Source organism: Falsiroseomonas sp. (assembly GCF_030695085.1).
Taxonomy (GTDB): Bacteria; Pseudomonadota; Alphaproteobacteria; order Acetobacterales; family Acetobacteraceae; genus Falsiroseomonas.
Genome location: NZ_JAUYTS010000231.1, coordinates 1 through 17,020 on the forward strand (window position 1 = coordinate 1; position 17,020 = coordinate 17,020).

Annotated in this window: 17 protein-coding genes; 3 read left to right on the plus strand and 14 right to left on the minus strand. The window is 69.9% G+C overall.

Features of this window, described 5'->3' with window-relative positions; all coding sequences use genetic code 11:
- Positions 1-64: 64 nt before the first annotated feature.
- The 10 genes from leuD to thrS form a co-directional block, all read right to left on the minus strand.
- Positions 65-682, minus strand: a complete 618-nt coding sequence (gene leuD / locus Q8S40_RS23690) for a 3-isopropylmalate dehydratase small subunit (RefSeq protein ID WP_304807524.1) — start codon at positions 680-682, stop codon at positions 65-67.
- Position 683: 1 nt separating this feature from the next.
- Positions 684-2,102, minus strand: a complete 1,419-nt coding sequence (leuC, locus tag Q8S40_RS23695; protein WP_305672386.1) for a 3-isopropylmalate dehydratase large subunit — start codon at positions 2,100-2,102, stop codon at positions 684-686.
- A 68-nt stretch (positions 2,103-2,170) separates the two neighbouring features.
- Complete coding sequence (gene rplS / locus Q8S40_RS23700; protein WP_304807528.1) at positions 2,171-2,560, minus strand: 50S ribosomal protein L19; 390 nt, start codon at positions 2,558-2,560, stop codon at positions 2,171-2,173.
- Positions 2,561-2,586: 26 nt separating this feature from the next.
- Positions 2,587-3,345 (minus strand): tRNA (guanosine(37)-N1)-methyltransferase TrmD, encoded by a 759-nt coding sequence (trmD, locus tag Q8S40_RS23705; protein WP_305672387.1) that lies wholly within the window; start codon positions 3,343-3,345, stop codon positions 2,587-2,589.
- The gene (gene rimM, locus Q8S40_RS23710) at positions 3,342-3,857 is read right to left on the minus strand and encodes a ribosome maturation factor RimM (protein ID WP_305672388.1); all 516 of its coding nucleotides are present in this window, start codon (positions 3,855-3,857) and stop codon (positions 3,342-3,344) included. The genes trmD and rimM overlap by 4 nt, the downstream gene beginning before the upstream one ends.
- 25 nt (positions 3,858-3,882) lie before the next feature.
- A complete protein-coding gene (gene rpsP, locus Q8S40_RS23715; protein WP_304807534.1) occupies positions 3,883-4,215 on the minus strand; it encodes a 30S ribosomal protein S16 in 333 nt (110 codons plus the stop codon).
- 13 nt (positions 4,216-4,228) lie between these two features.
- A complete protein-coding gene (gene ffh, locus Q8S40_RS23720; protein ID WP_305672389.1) occupies positions 4,229-5,614 on the minus strand; it encodes a signal recognition particle protein in 1,386 nt (461 codons plus the stop codon).
- A 162-nt stretch (positions 5,615-5,776) separates the two neighbouring features.
- Positions 5,777-6,607 (minus strand): methyltransferase domain-containing protein, encoded by an 831-nt coding sequence (locus tag Q8S40_RS23725; RefSeq protein ID WP_305672390.1) that lies wholly within the window; start codon positions 6,605-6,607, stop codon positions 5,777-5,779.
- Positions 6,608-6,723: 116 nt separating this feature from the next.
- Positions 6,724-7,248: a translation initiation factor IF-3 gene (infC, locus tag Q8S40_RS23730; RefSeq protein WP_304807540.1), complete on the minus strand. Its 525-nt coding sequence runs from the start codon at positions 7,246-7,248 to the stop codon at positions 6,724-6,726.
- 127 nt (positions 7,249-7,375) lie between these two features.
- Positions 7,376-9,331, minus strand: a complete 1,956-nt coding sequence (gene thrS, locus Q8S40_RS23735) for a threonine--tRNA ligase (RefSeq protein ID WP_305672391.1) — start codon at positions 9,329-9,331, stop codon at positions 7,376-7,378.
- Between the two features lie 138 nt (positions 9,332-9,469).
- Between thrS and Q8S40_RS23740 the strand changes: the two genes are divergently transcribed.
- Complete coding sequence (locus tag Q8S40_RS23740) at positions 9,470-10,960, plus strand: NYN domain-containing protein (protein ID WP_304807544.1); 1,491 nt, start codon at positions 9,470-9,472, stop codon at positions 10,958-10,960.
- A gap of 64 nt (positions 10,961-11,024) precedes the next feature.
- On the opposite strand, the gene Q8S40_RS23745 is transcribed toward Q8S40_RS23740, so the two are convergent.
- The 3 genes from Q8S40_RS23745 to Q8S40_RS23755 are packed head-to-tail and all read right to left on the minus strand — an operon-like array spanning position 11,025 to position 14,081.
- Positions 11,025-11,948, minus strand: a complete 924-nt coding sequence (locus tag Q8S40_RS23745) for a glycosyltransferase family 9 protein (protein WP_305672392.1) — start codon at positions 11,946-11,948, stop codon at positions 11,025-11,027.
- The gene (locus Q8S40_RS23750; RefSeq protein WP_305672393.1) at positions 11,945-13,069 is read right to left on the minus strand and encodes a glycosyltransferase family 4 protein; all 1,125 of its coding nucleotides are present in this window, start codon (positions 13,067-13,069) and stop codon (positions 11,945-11,947) included. Before Q8S40_RS23750 ends, Q8S40_RS23745 begins: the two co-directional genes overlap by 4 nt.
- Before the next feature lie 58 nt (positions 13,070-13,127).
- Positions 13,128-14,081, minus strand: a complete 954-nt coding sequence (locus Q8S40_RS23755; RefSeq protein ID WP_305672394.1) for an isopenicillin N synthase family oxygenase — start codon at positions 14,079-14,081, stop codon at positions 13,128-13,130.
- Between the two features lie 148 nt (positions 14,082-14,229).
- On the opposite strand from Q8S40_RS23755, the gene Q8S40_RS23760 reads away from it, so the two are divergent.
- The gene (locus tag Q8S40_RS23760; RefSeq protein ID WP_305672395.1) at positions 14,230-15,390 is read left to right on the plus strand and encodes a fumarylacetoacetate hydrolase family protein; all 1,161 of its coding nucleotides are present in this window, start codon (positions 14,230-14,232) and stop codon (positions 15,388-15,390) included.
- On the plus strand, positions 15,387-16,121 hold the full coding sequence (locus Q8S40_RS23765; RefSeq protein WP_305672396.1) for a carboxylesterase: 735 nt from the start codon (positions 15,387-15,389) through the stop codon (positions 16,119-16,121). The genes Q8S40_RS23760 and Q8S40_RS23765 overlap by 4 nt, the downstream gene beginning before the upstream one ends.
- Here the strand turns inward: Q8S40_RS23765 and Q8S40_RS23770 are convergent.
- Positions 16,118-16,954 carry an SDR family NAD(P)-dependent oxidoreductase gene (locus Q8S40_RS23770; RefSeq protein WP_305672397.1) on the minus strand — a complete coding sequence of 279 codons (837 nt, stop codon included), beginning with the start codon at positions 16,952-16,954 and terminating at the stop codon, positions 16,118-16,120. The two genes, Q8S40_RS23765 and Q8S40_RS23770, sit on opposite strands and share 4 nt — an antisense overlap.
- Between the last annotated feature and the right edge of the window lie 66 nt (positions 16,955-17,020).

Here is a 17,020-nt window from a genome sequence, read left to right on the forward strand (position 1 = left end):
GGCCCCCCCGCCCCCCCGTGGGGGGGGTGGGTGGGGGTGGGGGCCAGGACGGCCCCCGGAAGGTTCAGGTCTGGGCGTACAACCAGGGCTGCGCCGCGCGCTGCTTCGCCTCGAAGCCATCGATCGCGGGCGCGTGCTGCAGGGTCTGGCCGATATCGTCGAGGCCGTTCAGCAGCAGGTGACGGCGGAAGGGATCGACCTCGAAGGGAATCTCCTCGCCATTGGGGCGCACTACCACCTGGCGCTCCAGATCCACGGTCAGGCGCGCATTGCCGCCCATCCGCGCATCTTCCATCAGCTGCTCACACACCGCGCGCGGCAGGGCCACCGGCAGCACGCCGTTCTTGAAGCTGTTGGAGTGGAAGATATCCGCGAAATCCGGCGCGATGACGCAGCGGATGCCGAAATCCAGCAGCGCCCAGGGCGCATGTTCGCGAGAGGAGCCGCAGCCGAAATTGTCGAAGGCGATCAGGATCTCCGCGCGGCGGTAGGGTTCCTGGTTCAGCACGAAGTCCGGGTTCTCCGACCCGTCCTCCTTGTAGCGCATATTGGCGAAGAGCGACTTGCCGAGGCCGGTGCGCGCGATGGTCTTGAGGAAGCGCGCCGGGATGATCTTGTCGGTGTCGATGTTCGCGGCGGGCATTGGCGCCGCGACGCCGGTCAGCGTGGTGAAGGCCCTCATCTCACACACCCCCTTCGAGCTTGCGGACATCCACCAGATGGCCGTGGATCGCCGCCGCCGCCGCCATGGCCGGGGAGACGAGATGGGTGCGGCCGCCCGGCCCCTGGCGACCCTCGAAATTGCGGTTCGAGGTGCTGGCGCTGCGCTGGCCGGGCTTCAGCTTGTCCGGGTTCATGCCGAGGCACATCGAACAGCCCGCCTCGCGCCATTCGAAACCGGCCTCCTTCAGCACGATGTCGAGCCCCTCATCCTCCGCCTGCTTCTTCACCAGGCCGGAGCCGGGCACCACAAGGGCGCGGACGCCATCGGCCACCTTCTTGCCGCGGGCAATGGCGGCGGCGGCGCGGATATCCTCGATGCGGGAATTGGTGCAGGAGCCGATGAAGGCGACGTCGATCTTCAGCCCTTCCAGCTTCTGGCCCGGCTGCAAATCCATGTAGTGCAGCATGCGCGTCATCTGCGCGCGGCGGTCCTCATCCTCGACCAGCGCCGGGTCGGGCACCACGCCGGTGATCGGCAGTACGGCCTCGGGGTTCGTGCCCCAGGTGACCTGCGGTGCGATCTCGGCGGCGTCGAGCACCACTTCCTTGTCGAAATGCGCGCCGGAATCGGAGGGCAGCGTCTTCCACCAGGCGACCGCCTTGTCGAAATCCGCACCCTTCGGCGCGAAGGGGCGGCCCTTCACATAGTCGAAGGTCACCTGGTCCGGCGCCACCATGCCGGCGCGGGCGCCGGCCTCGATCGTCATGTTGCAGAGCGTCATGCGCCCGGCCATGTCCAGCGCGCGGATCGCCTCGCCGGCATATTCGATGACGAAGCCGGTGCCGCCGCCGGTGCCGATCTTGCCGATGATCGCCAGCACGATGTCCTTCGCCGTGCATGCCGCCGGCAGCGTGCCATCGACCGTCACGCGCATGTTCTTCGCCGGCTTCTGCAGCAGCGTCTGGGTGGCCATCACATGCTCCACCTCCGACGTGCCGATGCCGAAGGCGAGCGCGCCGAGCGCGCCATGCGTCGAGGTGTGGCTGTCGCCGCAGACCAGCGTCATGCCCGGCAGGGACAGGCCCAGCTCCGGCCCGATGACATGCACGATGCCCTGGCGGATATCCGTCAGCGGAATGTAGGGCACGCCGAATTCGGCGACGTTCTTCTCCAGCGTCTCGACCTGCATCCGGCTTTCCGGATCCTCGATGCGGCCGTAGCGGGAGCTGTCGGTGGCGATGTTGTGGTCCACCACCGCGATGGTCGCATCCGGCCGGCGCAGCTTGCGGCCGGCGAGGCGAAGGCCTTCGAAGGCCTGGGGGCTGGTGACTTCGTGGGTGAGGTGCTTGTCGATGTAGAGAACCGCGGTGCCATCCGGCAGCGTGTCCACCACATGGGCGTCCCAGATCTTGTCAAACAGCGTGCGTGGCTTGGCCATCGCTTTCCCCTTTGCCTTCTTGTCCCCCTCCCCGATGGCCCCGCCCGAATGGCGGGGCCGCTGCCGGGTCAGGAGGCGGTGGCGGGCACTTCGCGCTTGTCGCGCGCCCGCTCGACGATGCGCGCGGACTTGCCGGTCCGGCCACGCAGGTAATACAGCTTCGCGCGCCGCACCTTGCCGCGACGCACCACGATGATCTCCGCCACATTCGGCGAATACAGCGGGAAGATACGCTCCACGCCCTCGCCGTAGGACAGCTTGCGGACGGTGAAGTTGCTGTTCAGGCCGCGGTTGCTGCGCGCGATGCAGACGCCTTCATAGGCCTGCACGCGGGTGCGCTCGCCTTCGACGACCTTCACCATGACGCGGACGGTATCGCCCGCATCGAAGGCCGGCGTCGCGCGCTTCTCGGAGAGGCGCGCCTGCTGGGCGGCCTCGAACTGCTGGAGCAGGTTCATCGGGTGGTTCCTTCCAATCTGTGCATCTAGGCGGCGGCCGGGTGGCCGTCCAGCCGCCCCGCCTTGGCCGTGTTCGGTTGTTCCGCCTTGCGGCGGGTGAATTGGTCCCAGAGGTCCGGCCGCCGCGCACGGGTCGCGGCCTCCGCCTCGGCGCGGCGCCAGCGGGCCACTTCGGCATGATGGCCGGAGAGCAGCACATCGGGCACGCGGTGGCCCTGCCATTCGGCGGGGCGGGTGTAGTGCGGATATTCCAGCAGGCCGTCCGCGCCGTGGCTTTCCTCCGCCGCGCTGGCCGCCCCGCCCATCACCCCCGGCAGCAGCCGGATGCAGGCGTCAAGCAGCAGCAGCGCCGCAGGCTCGCCGCCCGACAGCACGAAATCCCCGGCCGAGACCTCGACCATGCCGCGCGCCTCGATCACCCGCTGGTCGACACCCTCGTAGCGGCCACACAGGATCACCACGCCGGGGCCGGCCGACAGATCCCGCACCAGCGCCTGGTCCAGCAGACGCCCACGCGGCGTCAGATAGACCAGCGGCGCGCCCGGATTGGCCGCGGTTGCCGCCTCGCAGGCTGCATCCAGCACATCCGGCCGCATCACCATGCCGGCGCCTCCGCCGAAGGGCGTGTCGTCCACCGTGCGGTGCCGGTCCGTGGCGAAGCCGCGAATATCCATCGCCTCGATCGCCCAGCGACCCTCCCGCAACGCCTTGCCGGCGAGCGACAGGCCGAGCGGCCCCGGGAACATCTCCGGGAACAGGGTCAGGATGGTGGCCTGCCAGGTCACGCCGCGGCCTCACCCGGCTGCGGCGGGATGATGACTTCGCCGGGCGGCACCACCACCACGCGGCCGCCGGCGACATCCACCACCGGCACGACGGCCTTGGTGAAGGGCAGCAGCAGCTCGCCGGAGGCGGCATCGATGACAAGGAAGGCACCGGCACCATGGTCCTGCACCGCGCGCACCGTGCCGAGCTTCGCCCCATCCTCCCCGAAGGCCGGCAGGCCCTCCAGGTCGCACAGGAAGAACTCGTCCGGGTCCTCGGGCGGCGGCAGGCGGTCGCGCTCGGCGTAGAGCTTCACGCCCGTCAGCTTCGCGGCCTGCTCGCGGTCCGTCACACCCTCGATGCGGGCGATGCCGTCCGGCATGGCGGTCACGGCGAAGCGGCGGGTGCCGGCCTCATCCGTCAGCGGGCCGTAATTGCCGATCGCGCGTGGGTCCGCGGTGAAGGCGCGCAGGCGCACGAGTCCGCGCACGCCATGCGGCCTGCCGATCTCGCCCACGATCACGCGCTTCACCCGGTCCACCGATCAGCCCTTACGCTCAGCCCGCGTTCGCGGCGGCGCGTTCCTGCGCCTTCTTCTTCGGCAGGGACTGCTTGGGCTGCTCCGGGTACACCGGCATCGGCGCCAGGCCGGCATGGCCGAGGAACTTGGCCACACGCTCCGTCGGCAGCGCGCCGACCGACTTCCAATAGGTGATGCGCTCGGCGAACAGCCGCACGCGGTCGGCGTGGTCCGACGGCAGCATCGGGTTGTAGCTGCCCAGCTTCTCGATGAAGCGGCCGTCACGCGGGCTGCGGCTGTCCGCCACCACGATGTGGTAGTAGGGACGCTTCTTGGCGCCGGCGCGCGCGAGGCGGATCTTGAGGCCCATCTGTATTCTGCTCCTAGAAAGGTCGTTTGTTGCCGAGACCGGGCATCAGCGAGGCGAGACCACCGCGCATCATCCCCTTCTGGCCCATCTTGTTCATCCGCTTCATCATGTCCGACATGTCGTCGAACTGCTTCAGCAGGCGATTGACTTCCTGAACCGTCGCGCCTGACCCGGCCGCGATGCGCTTTTTGCGCGAGGCCTTGATCAGCTCCGGCTTCCGCCGCTCCTTCATCGTCATCGAGGAGATGATGGCGGCCTGGCGCTTCAGCATCGACTGGTCGAGATTCGCGTTCTCGATCTGCGCCTTCATCTTGCCGATGCCGGGCAGCATGCCGAGGATGCCGGACAACGAACCCATCTTGCCGATCTGCTTGATCTGCTGGGCGTAGTCCTCGAGGTCGAACGACCCCTTCTGCATCTTCTTGGCGAGCTTTTCCGCTTCCGCCTGGTCGATGGTCTCCGCCGCACGCTCGACGAGCGAGACGATGTCGCCCATGCCGAGGATGCGGTTGGCGATGCGATCCGGATGGAAATCCTCCAGCGCATCCAACTTCTCACCGGCACCGAGCAGCTTGATCGGCGCGCCGGTTACTGCCCGCATGGACAGCGCCGCACCGCCGCGCGCATCGCCATCGACACGCGTCATGACGATGCCGGTGACGCCGACCTGCTCGTTGAAGGCGCGCGCCGTCTGCACCGCGTCCTGGCCGGTCATCGCATCGACCACCAGCAACGTCTCATGCGGCTTGGCGAAGGCCTTCACCGAAGCCACTTCGGCCATCAGCTCGGCGTCGATGGACAAGCGACCGGCGGTGTCGAGGATGACCACGTCGTACAGCTCGCGCCGCGCCACATCCAGCGCGCGGGCGGCGATCTCGAGCGGCTTCTGCCCCATGACGATGGGCAGGCAGGTGACCTCGGCGCGATCCGCCAGCTGCTGCAACTGCAGCTGCGCCGCCGGGCGATGCACGTCGAGCGAGGCGAGCAGGACCTTCTTGCGATCCCGCGTGCGCAGCCGCAGCGCGATCTTGCCTGAGGTGGTGGTCTTGCCCGAACCCTGCAGGCCGACCATCAGGATCGGCAGCGGCGAGGGCGCATTCAGGTCGATGCCGCGCTTGCCGTCATCCCCTTCGCCGCCACCCAGCGCCGCGACCAGCGCGGCGGTGACGATCTTGATGACCTGCTGCGCCGGGGAGACGCTGCGGATGACTTCCTGGCCCACGGCGCGGTCGCGCACGCGGTTCACCAGGTCCTTCACCACGGGCAGGGCGACATCGGCCTCCAGCAGCGCCACGCGGACTTCCCGCAGCGCCTCCTGGACATCGGCATCGGACAGCGCGCCACGACGGCGCAGCTTGTCGAAAACCCCTGTCAGCCTGTTGCCCAGCGCCTCGAACATCGTGGCGGATCTAGCCCTTCAAACCGTGGCGACGCCCCCAAACGAAATCGCGCCGCTGCGCGAGTCTTCGCGGAGCGACGGAGCCGACCCACCTGTGGCGGGGCGACCAATGCATCAGGGGGTGCCTGATGGGCGTTCCCTACTGCCTGGCGGGGCCTGCGGTCAAGCGCCCGCCGCCGGATCGCGCGGCTTTCGCCCCACCACCACCAGGTTCCGCAGCGCATCGGCCGGCAGGGTGGCGGCTGCCTCCGCGCTGTCCCAGCAAGCGGAATACTGTGCCAGTTCCAGCACCAGCCCGGCCGCCTGCATCGCCTCAAGCAGCTCCGCCATGGTGTATTCGCGGACATGGTGGTGGAAGCGGTCCTCCGGCCGGAATTCGGGCCGGAACAGCGGCTGCGGGTTGCGCCCGGCGAGGATCAGGCCGCGGCAACCCTGGCGCAGGAAATTCGGCGTCGTCACATACAGCAGCCCACCCGGCCGCAGCGTGCCGGCCAGCGCCCGGAACAGATTGGCCGGGTTGACCAGCAGATGTTCCAGCACCTCGCACAGCATCACCATATCGAGGTCGCGCAGCGGCGGGTCGGGCAGCGGCAGGGTGGTTGCGCTGCGGAGGTCCAGCTTCTCCAGATCCACCTGCACCGCCCGCTCCACAATGCCGTCGAGCTGCTTGTGCCTGAACAGGCAGGCCGCCGTCAGTCGCAGTTCCGGAAAGGCGGCGTGGAACAGCATCGGCGTGATGGAGGAGCCGATCTCCAGCACCCGGCAGCGCGGCCAGCCCGGCTCCGGCGCCAGCAGGGTCTCGATGGCGTACAGCGCCTCGGCGAAGCGCAGCCGGTGGTCACGGGCGTAATCCTGCTGGTCCGGGCGCAGGCTGCCTGCCGCCACCAACCCGGCCAGCGCCTGGTCGAAGGCCGCGACGTGGGACCGGCAGGCGGCGCCAAACGCCGCGGAGCGGGCCTGCAACACCGCATCCGCCGCCAGCGGGCCAGGCACCGGCACGGGGAAAGGGGAAGCCGGAGGTTCCGGCGGTGCCACGATGGGGGCGGACAGGCGAGCCAGCCGGCTCCGGATTGCCCCGAACATACCGGCCAGCCCCCTCTGATGGTCGCCTATTTGGGCGCCAGCACCATGATCATCTGGCGGTTTTCCAGGCGCGGCATGGATTCCACCTTGGTGGCTTCGGCCAATTCCGTCCGGATCCGGTCCAGCACCTTCAGGCCGAGGTCCTGATGCGCCATTTCACGGCCGCGGAAGCGAAGCGTGACCTTCACCTTGTCGCCGTCGCCGATGAATTCCTTCATCTGCCGCATCTTCACGTCGTAATCATGGTCGTCGATATTCGGACGGACCTTGATTTCCTTCAGCTCGACGACCTTCTGGCGCTTGCGCGCCTCGTTGGCCTTCTTCTGCTGCTCGTACTTGTACTTGCCGTAGTCCGTGATCTTGCAGACCGGCGGAGCGGCGTTCGGGCTGATCTCGAGCAGGTCGAGGCCGACCTCATACGCCCGCAGCAACGCGTCGCGCGCAGACATCACCCCGATCATTTCACCGTCCTGATCGATCAGGCGGACCTGGGGGACACGGATGTCTTCATTGACCCGCGGGCCGTCGCGCGTCGGCAACTGGGCGGGCATCGGACCTCGGGCTATAGCGCTCTCCTGTCGTGGTTCAAGACGAATTCCGGTTTGTTATGGCGATCCGGTCCCGCCGAAGCAAGCGGCGGCGGGCATCTCGGCCCATCTGCCGCCGCAAAATGTGGCATTATTGCGCCAGTTCGGATACCGGCTGGAGAAGGTCCGGCGCGGTGGCTTCCGCCACAAGCCGGGCGACTGCCTCCGAAAGTGGCAGGCTTTCCTGCTCCCGCCCAGGAAGGCGGCGCAGCACCAGCATGCCCTCCTCCGCCTCCCGCCGCCCGACAACGGCCAGGACCGGCACGCGCTGGGCGATGTGGTCGGGCACCTTGCGGTTGATCTTCTCGTTCCGCAGATCGAGTTCCACCCGCAGCCCGGCCTTGGCCAGCGCCGCGGCGGCCTGACGCGCGTAGCCATCGGCATCCGAGACGATGGTCGCCACCACCACCTGCACCGGCGCCAGCCAGAGCGGGAAGCGGCCCGCATGCTGTTCGATCAGGATGCCGAGGAAGCGCTCGAAACTGCCGAGAATTGCCCGGTGCAGCATGACCGGCCGCTTGCGGGTACCATCCTCCGCCGCATAGGTCGCATCCAACCGCTCCGGGAGCACGAAATCCACCTGGAGCGTGCCGCATTGCCAGTCGCGACCGATGGCATCGCGCAGCACGAATTCCAGCTTCGGGCCGTAGAAGGCGCCCTCCCCCGGGTTCAGTTCGTAGCCGACGCCGGCCACCGCGCAGGCTTCCTTCAGCGCGCCCTCGGCCCGGTCCCAGGTGGCGTCATCGCCGGCGCGCACCGCCGGCCGGTCGGAGAACTTCACCCGGAAATCGGTGAAGCCGAGGTCGCGATAGATGCCCGACAGCAGCGCCACGAAATGCACCGTCTCATCCGCGATCTGGTGCTCCTCGCAGAAGATGTGCGCGTCATCCTGGGTGAAGGCGCGCACCCGCATGATGCCGTGCAGCGCGCCGGATGGCTCGAACCGGTGGCAGGCGCCGAATTCGGCCATGCGCAGCGGCAATTCGCGATAGCTGCGGACGCCCTGGTTGAAGATCTGCACATGGCAGGGGCAGTTCATCGGCTTCAGCGCATAGATGCGGTCCGCCTCGTCCTTGTCCTCGACCTTGGCGAGGAACATGGCGTGGCGGAATTTCTCCCAATGGCCGGATTCCTCCCACAGGCGGCGGTCCACCAGCTGGGGGGTCTTCACCTCCTGGTAGTCGGCCTGGTCCAGCCGGCGGCGCATGTAGTCTTCGACCGTACGGTACAGCTTCCAGCCCTTCGGGTGCCAGAAGACGCTGCCGGTCGCTTCCTCCTGCAAATGGAACAGGCCCATTTCCTTGCCGATGCGGCGGTGGTCGCGCTTCTCCGCCTCCTCGATCTGCAGCAGATGGGCGTCGAGTTCCTTCTGGTCGCGCCAAGCGGTGCCGTAGATGCGCGACAGCACCGGATTCTCCGGCTTGCCGCGCCAATAGGCGCCGGCGACCTTCATCAGCTTGAAGGCGGTGCCGACATCGCCGGTGCCGCGCATATGCGGCCCGCGGCACAAATCGATCCAGTCGCCCTGGCTGTACAGGCTGATATCGACGCCATCCGGCAGGTCGCGAATCAGCTCGACCTTGAAGGCCTCGCCCTTCTTCTCGAACAGGGAGGTGGCTTCGGCACGGGACACCACGCTGCGCTTGAACGCCGCGTTGCGCGCCACGATTTCCCGCATCCGCGCCTCGATCGCGGCGAAATCCTCGACGCTGAAGGGCTGGTTGCGGAAGAAGTCGTAGTAGAAGCCGTTCTCGATGGTCGGGCCGATGGTGACCTGGGTGCCGGGGAACAGGTCCTGCACCGCCTCCGCCAGCACATGGGCGGCATCGTGGCGGATCATCTCCAGCGCCTCGGGGTCGCGGCGGGTGATGAAGCGCAGGCTGGCATCGGCCGATATCTCGTCCGACAGGTCGCGCAGCACGCCATCCACCATCATGGCAAGCGCGGCCTTGGCCAGGCCGGGGCCGATGCTGGCCGCGACCGTCGTGCCCGTGACGGGCCCGGCGAAGTCGCGGACGGAACCGTCAGGCAGGGTGATCGCGGGCATGGTGATACAAGGCTCCTGGGCTGTGCCATAAAGGGCGCGGACCATGGGCAGCCCACCGCCCCGCCGTCAAGGCGCAGCAGGGCATGCCTGGGCCTTATCACTCGTATGACGCGGTTTTATCTTTGCCTGGAAGCCTGAATGACCGATCGAGACCCACTTCCGCGTGCCGCCCTTTATGTCGATTTCGACAATGTCTTCATGGCCCTGCTGCGCTGGGACGAACGGGCGGCCTATGCCTTCGGCGAGCGCCCCGATGCCTGGCTCGCCTGGCTGGAGGGACGTGAGGAAGGCGGCAAGCCGGCCACGCGCCGCACCCTGGTGCGCCGCTGCTACCTGAACCCGGGCGGATACTGGGATTTCCAGGCGGGCCGGCCGGTGGCGCGCTACCGGGCGACGAAGGATCTGCGCAACCGCACCTATTTCTCCGAATTCCGCGCCGCCTTCGTGCAGGCCGGCTTCGACGTGGTGGATTGTCCGCCCGTCGCCTGGCTGAAGAACAGCGCCGACATGAAGATGGCCCTCGATATCCGGGAGGCGCTGGACCACCGCACCCGATTCGAGGAATTCGTGCTGCTGTCCGGCGACAGCGATTTCCTGCCGGCGCTGGCCCGGCTGCGCGCGCATGACCGGCGCATCACCATCCTGGCGCAGGATACGGCCAAGGCCGCCTATCTGGCGGCGGCCGACCTGGTGGTGGGCCTCGATGAACTGGCGCATGAGGGCATGGGCAACCTGCCGATCGCCCAATTCCCCACCACGGCCCCGGCCCGGGTCGAGGTGCCGCGCAGCGAACCGGCGCGGCCGGATCTGCCGGCGCTCCGCGCCCAGGCGCTGGAATGGGTGCGGGATGCGGTGGCCCGCAGCCCCGGCGGCGCGCTGCGCCTGACCGATATCGGCCAGGCCCTCCCACGCGCCTTCCCCGCCCTGCGAAGCACGGATTATGCCGGGGCCGGCTCGCTCGGCGCCTTGATCGAGGAAGCGCAGGATCGCCGCCTGTCGCTCTCCGGCCCGCCGGCGCGGCGCTGGGTGTTCGATGCCGAGCGCGGCGCGGCGCCCGAGGACATCCCCGCGGAGGAGAAGCCGGGCGAGGCGGTGGATGCACCGGAGGAGGCCCCGGCATCGGCCGAAGCACCCCAGGCCGAAGCACCCGCCCTCGCAGCGCCCGAGGCCGAGACGCCCGAAGCCGAGGCGCCGCAGCCGGACCCGGTCGGGGTCAGCGACACGGCCCTGATGGAGGCGCCGCAATTGCTGCGCGACCTGCTCTGGGGTTCGCGCGACCCGAAGGGCCTGCCGCACGACCTGCCTGCCTTCACCCCGGCGGAGCTGGGCTTCCTGCTGCAGGCCGTGGTGGCCGCCATGCCGCTGGAGCCAGCCAGCGCCGCGCCCGACATCGCCAGGGCGGCCGGCGCCGAAGGCTTGCAGGTCTCGGCGCGGGAGGTGACGGCGCTGCTGCGCTGGCTGATGCGTGGCTACGTCAAGCTGCATGAGCCGGCGACGCCGGAAGGCGCCGCCCGCCTGTCCCGGGTGCTGTTCGCCACCCTGGTCAACACTGCCCGCGCGGCTGGCGAGAAGCTGAGCGAGACGGAGACGGAGGCGCTGCGGGCCTGGACGCAATCCGGCCTGGGCTGAAACCGACAGCCGGCTGGCCCGCCTGCTCACGGGCGGGCCAGCCGCCCTGCCATGGGGCGTGAGGTCAATCCGGCGGCAGGATGCCGGCCAGCGCCGCATTCACCGCATCCAGTCCCAGCCCGGAGAGCGGCACATGCCGCAGCACCGCCACGCTGGGGCCGCGCGGGGCACACAGCGCCGGGTCGCTGTCACCGCCGAACAGCGCCAGCGTCGGGCAGCCGGCGGCGGCGATCAGATGCGTTGGCCCGGTGTCATTGCCCAGCGCGAAGCGGGCACGCCGGGCCAACGCCGCAATCTCCGCGAAGCCGGTGCGCCCGGCCAGGTTGATGGTGCCCGGCGCCGCATCGGCGATCTGCGCCGCCATCGCCGCCTCCGCCTTGCCGCCGAGCACCACGCAGGGAATCGGGCTGGCCGCGGCGAAGTCGGCGAAGCGGGCTTCCGGCCAGCGCTTGCCCGGGCGCTGCGGCGATGCCCCCGGCACCAGCAGGGCGAATTCCGGCGGCAGGCCGAAGCCGCCAAGATCGGCCGCGAGCCAATCCAGCGCCGGGGCCGGGAACGCCGTGATCCCCGCGGCTTCCAACTGCTCGCGCTGCCGCTCGACTGTGTGCAGCGCGTCGCGGTGCGGATTGTCATGCGGGTGGGATGCGCCGCGCGCCACGCCGGACCACTCCACCCCCAGCCCGACCAGCCAGCGGTAGCGGGAGGACCGGCCGGAGGTCTGCAGATCATAGACCCGCCCGAACCGCGCGCTCCGCAGCCGGCGGCGCAGGCCGAGCACGGCGCGCGGGTCGTGCCATGCGGGGCGGCCCTCGGACCAGACCTCGTCGAACCAGGGGCTGCGGCGGGCGAGATCGGCGAAGGGCGGCGTGGTCAGCAGCACGATGCGCGCGCCGGGATGATGCGCGCGGATCGCGGCGAAAGGGCCGAAGGACTGCACGAAATCGCCCAGCGCGCCGAGCCGGATCACCAGGATTGCGGGCGTGGTCATGCCAGGAACTCCCGATAGACAGCGAGCGTCGCCGCCTGCATCGCCGCGGTGCTGTAGCGCGCCAGAACCGCCTGCCGCGCCGCATCCCCGACGGCCTGGCGCGCAGCCGCCGGCATGGCCAGCACCTGCGCCAGCATCGCAGCCAGCGCCGCAGGGTCTCCGGGCGTCACGCGCCAGCCGGTCACGCCATGCTCCACCGTCTCCCGCGGCCCGCCGAGATCGGCGGCGATCACCGGGCGGGCCATGGCTTGCGCCTCGATCACGGTGCGGCCGAAGGCCTCGGCGTCGGTGCTGGCATGCACCACCACATCAGCGGCCGCCAGCGCCAGGGCCAGCTCCGGCACATGGCCAGGCATCCGCAGCCGCCCGGCGACGCCAAGCTGTTCGGCCAGCGCCTGCAATTCCCGGACGTAGCCGCCCCGCCCACCACCGGCGAACACCACCCGCAGATTCGCCGGCAGCAGCGCCAGCGCCCGCAGCAGCACCGCCTGGCCCTTCCAGCGGGTCAGCCGCGCCGGCAACAGCAGCACCGCATCGCCCGGTGCCGCGCCCCACGCGGCGCGTTGTTCCGCAATTGCCGCGGCGCCGACCAGCGCCGGATCGAAGCGGCGCGGATCGACGCCGCGCGGGATCAGGCGGATGCGCTCGGCCGGCACGCCATGGCGCGCCTGCACCAGTTGCGCGATGAAGCCGCTGATCGCGATCACGCGGTCGCCGCGCGCCATGACGGAATTGTACAGCCGCTTGCCCGGCAGCCCCTCATTATAGGCACCGTGATAGGTGGTGACGAAGGCCGCGCCGCTGCGCCGTGCCGCCAGCAACGCAGACCAGGCCGGGGCGCGGGAGCGGGCATGGATGATCCGCACATCCTCCGCCCGCGCCAGCGCGGTCAGCGCCGCGGCGTTGCGCCAGATGGCGAGCGGCGATTTCGTGGCCAGCGGCAGCGCCACATGCCGCACGCCCAGCCGTTCCAGATCCGCCACCAGCGCGCCACCCGCCGAGGCCACCAGCGGCCGCAGCCCGGCATCGCGCAGCGCCTCGGCGATTTCGATGGTGCCGCGCTCCACCCCGCCGGAGGCCAGAGCGGGCAGCACCTGGAGCACGGCGGGGGGCATCTTCATGGCGCGATGTTCCTAGCCCTGGCGCTGCGGGGCGTCCATCGGGCGGGGCGGCGGCCTTCTACGCCTCCCGCCGATGCGCATAGGTCGCGTCCAGCTTCTGCCGCAGATAGGCGGCGCCGGTCACCGGTGCGTAGCGCGCCGGATTGGCCGGCCCGGTACAGCCGGGCAGCACTTCCACCACCGCCTCCGGATTGGGATCGAGGAAGAAGGCGGCGGAATACCGCTCCGCCACCGGCGCCCGCACGCGATGCGGGGTGGAGACATAGACATCATTGGTCCAGCGCATCAGGCAATCGCCGATATTGCAGACAAAGGCGCCCGGCACCTGCGGCACTTCCTCCCACGCGCCGTTCCGTCGCTTCACCTCCAGCCCGGCCACGCCATCCGTGGCCAGCACGGTGACGTTGCCGTAGTCGGTGTGCTCGCCGGCGCCGAGGGCTGCCTCGGTGCCGCTGCCGGCCGGGTAGTGCAGCAGGCGCAGCGTCGCCAGCGGGCGGTCCAGCTTATCCTCGAAGAAATCCTCCGCCAGGCCGAGATCCAGCGCGAAGCCGCGATGCAGCAGCCGGCCGAGCGCCCAGGCGGCGTCGAAATGCGCGAGGATGTCCCGGCGCAGCTGCGGCGCGCCCTCCGGCCACAGATTCACGCCGCGGAAGGGCAGGCCGGCCAGCACCTCCGGATCATCGGCGGCCAGATCGAGGCCGACATTGAACGCCTCCTTCCGATCCGCGGGCCTGGTCGGGTCCAGCTGTTCCTCGGACAGGCCGACATAGCCGCGATTATGCGGCGAATGGCGGATCGACAGGGCCTGCTTGGTGGCCTCCGGCAGGGCGAAAAGTTGCCGCGCCGCCGCGAACAGGCGCTGCGTCACCTCCGGCGCGATGCCGTGGCCGGTGACCAGGAAAAACCCGGCCCCGCGGCAGGCGGCACCAAGCGCGGCCGCGACCTGCCGCCGCGCCTCCTGGTCGGGCTGGCGCAGGCCGGTGACATCGATGATCGGCACCGTCTCGGGCATCGCAAGCTCCGCATGCGCAGGGCCGCACGAGGCTGGCCACCGGCCCATGCTGCACCCGCGCGGCGCGGCGGAAAAGCCGCACCGGCTTGGCCACGCGCGTGGAAGCTGTAGGCTCGGCCCACGCCAGGAAAGGGACGCAAAACCCATCATGACCGAGACACAAGCGCTGCCGCAGGACCTCGACTCCGGCCATTTCGCGCTGCGCCTGATGACGCCCGAGGGTCCGAGCGTCTTCGCGCTGCGCCATGGCGAGGCCTTCGACATGACGCCTTCCTTCGGCACCGCCAGCGCCTGGCTGAACAGCGACGACCCGATCGCCGCCATCACCGCGCGCGGCGTGCCCAGGGCGCTGGACCTGCCGGCCGCGCTGGCCAATGCGCATCACGCGGCGCGCAATTCGGAGAAACCCTGGCTGCTGGCGCCGATCGACCTGCAGGTCATCAAGGCCGCCGGCGTCACCTATGTGCGCTCGATGCTGGAGCGCGTGATCGAGGAACGCTGCCGCGGCGATGCCAGCCAGGCCGAGGCGATCCGCGCCGAGGTGCGGGAGATGATCGGCGACGATCTGGCCAATCTGGTCCCCGGCAGCGTGGAAGCCACGCGGGTGAAGGCCGCGCTCGTCGCCAAGGGCTGGTGGAGCCAGTACCTGGAAGTCGGCATCGGCCCGGATGCGGAGATCTTCACCAAGGGCCCCGTGCTGTCCGCCGTCGGCCCGGGCGCCAAGGTCGGCGTGCATCCGGTCAGCCAATGGTCGAACCCGGAGCCGGAAGCCGTCATGGTGGTCAACGCGCGCGGAAAAATCGTCGGCGCGACGCTGGGCAATGATGTGAACCTGCGCGACGTGGAGGGCCGCAGCGCCCTGCTGCTCGGCCGCGCCAAGGACAACAACGCCGCCTGCGCCCTCGGCCCGCTGGTGCGGCTGTTCGATGAGGGCTTCACGCTGGAGGATGTGCGCCAGGCGGAGCTGACGCTGACCATCACTGGCCGCGATGGCTTCGACCTGCGCGATTCCGGCCGCATCGGCGCGATCTCTCGCGACCCGACGGAGGTGGTGGGCCAGATGATCGGCGCGCATCACCAATATCCGGATGGCGCGGTGCTGTTCCTCGGCACGCCCTTCTCACCCTCCAAGGATCGCGGCGCGGCGGGGATGGGCTTCACGCATCACCCGGGCGATGTGGTCCGCATCGCGACGCCCCGCCTCGGCGCGCTGGAGAATGAGGTGGATCGCACCGATTCCTGCCCGCCCTGGAGCTTCGGCATCGGCGCGCTGATGGCCAACCTGGCGAAGCGCGGCTTTCCGGCATGAGGGAGGAAACCGGCCTGCTGGATGGCCGCCTCGCCTGGGCGCGGCTGCCCGGGCGCGGCCCCGGGGTGGTGTTCCTGCCCGGCTTCCGCAGCGACATGCAGGGCTCCAAGGCGCTGGCGCTGCGCGACCACTGCGCGGCGACCGGCCGCGCCTTCCTGCGGCTGGACTATTCCGGCCATGGCGCATCGGCCGGGCGGTTCGAGGATGGCACGATCGGCCAATGGGCGGCCGATGCGCTGGCTTTGTTCGATGCGCTGACCGAGGGGCCACAGATCCTCGTCGGCTCCTCCATGGGCGGCTGGATCGGTCTGCTGCTGGCCCGCCAGCGCCCGGCGCGCCTCGCCGGCTTCATCGGGCTGGCCCCGGCGCCGGATTTTACCGAGACACTGATGTGGCCGGGCTTCTCGGAGGCGCAGAAGCAGGCGGTGATGCGGGATGGCGTGATCCACCTGCCCAGCCAATATGGCGAGCCGACGCCGGTGACCCGCGCCTTGATCGAGGATGGCCGCAAGCAATGCGTCCTCGGCGGCCCGCTCCCCCTGCCCTGCCCGGTCCGCATCCTGCAGGGCATGGCCGATCCGGACGTACCCTGGCAGCACGCGCTGCGCCTGGTGGAGGCACTGGAGGGCGGCGATGTGCGGCTGCACCTGATAAAGGATGGCGACCACCGCCTGTCCCGGCCGGAAGACCTGCGCCTGCTGGCGGAGACGGTGGAGAGCCTGCTGGGCTAGCCTTTCAGGATCTGGGCCAGACCCTCCCGGTAGGTCGGGTAGCGCCACGCAATGCCAAGCGCCGCCTTGGTCGCTGCATTGGCGACGCGGCGATTTTCGGCCCAGAAGGATCGCCCCATCGGCGACATCGCCACGCTGGCCTGCTCGAAGGGAATCTCGGGCGGCGGCGCCACGCCCAGCAGCCGCGCCGCCTCCGCCACCACATCCGCATTCGGCGCCGGTTCGTCATCCACCAGATGCAGCACCCGCGTACCGGCATGATCCTGCCGCGCGGCGGCGACCACGGCGAGCGCGATATCGTCCCGGTGAATGCGGCTGAAGGAATGGCCGGGCTTCACCACCCGCCGCGCCGTGCCGCGCCGCACATCCTCCAACGCGCTGCGACCCGGGCCGGGGCCATAGATGCCGCCTACCCGGAACAGGTCCAGCGCCGCGCCCCGCGCCGCCGCGACCGCGCGCCAGGCCTCCTCGACACGCAGGCGGTGGGCGGAGCGGGGCTGGCCCGGCGCGGGGGAAGTCGCCTCATCCACCTCCGCCCCGCCACGGTCGCCATAGACCCCGGTGGTGGAGAGGTAGCCGATCCAGCGCAGGTCAGGCGCCCCGGCAATCGCCGCCGCATGCGCCAGCAGCACCGGGCAGCCTGCCTCCTCCGGCCCTGCGGTCACGATCAGATGCGTTGCGGCCCGAATCGCCTCCCCAGCCTCGGCGAATCCAACCAGGGGAACCGCCGCCGCACGCGACGGATCCCGCGCCGTGCCGGTCACCGCGAAGCCCTTGGCGGCGGCCTCCACCGCGATTGCCGCCCCGGAATAGCCAAGACCGGCCACTAACATCCGTAATGTCAACTCGCCCCCCTGTCGCACAACTGGCGCCTTGTCGCACCCATGGGTAGGATCGCA